The sequence below is a fragment of the Amycolatopsis sp. SID8362 genome, from assembly GCF_010550475.1.
GTDB lineage: Bacteria > Actinomycetota > Actinomycetes > Mycobacteriales > Pseudonocardiaceae > Amycolatopsis > Amycolatopsis eburnea.
In genome coordinates this window covers 1-478 of sequence record NZ_JAAGNB010001702.1, presented here as the reverse complement: position 1 = coordinate 478, position 478 = coordinate 1, and the positions used below count along the sequence as shown (strand labels likewise).

Genomic DNA, 478 nt, shown 5'->3' with positions numbered 1-478 from the left:
GCCGGAACCGACACCGGCACCGACGCCGCCACCGGGGACCACGCCGCCCCCGCCGGGCACCGACGTCCCCGCGTGCCAACCCGGTGCGGTGCAACAGGTCCTGGACACCGTCGGCGGCCTGCCGGTGCTGGGCGCCCTCACCACCGGCCTCGGCGTCACCGGCCCGGACGGCGCCGGCGCGCTCGTCCTCGGCTACTGCCGGACCACCGACGGCGGTCTCGAACCGGCCATGGTGCCCGCCGGCGCGGTCGGCATCCCGGCCTCGACCGTCCCGAGTGGACGGTGAGCGTGGATCCCGTCAAGGCGTGGTACGTGCTCGCCCGCACCACCGACTACGCCGGCCTGACGCTGTTCGCCGGCGGGCTGCTGTTCCTCGCCGTGCTCTGGCCGGACGGCGCCGGGCACCGCGGCGCCCGTTCGGTGCTGGTGACGGGCTGGCTCCTCGGCCTGCTCGGCACCCTCGCCGGGCTCGGCCTGC

General features: G+C 77.4%; 2 pseudogenes. Both read left to right on the top strand.

Features of this window, described 5'->3' with window-relative positions:
• A pseudogene (locus G3I65_RS52055) lies at window positions 1-286 on the top strand (hypothetical protein); the annotation flags it as partial.
• 2 nt (window positions 287-288) lie between these two features.
• Window positions 289-478: pseudogene (locus tag G3I65_RS52050) on the top strand (copper resistance protein); the annotation flags it as partial.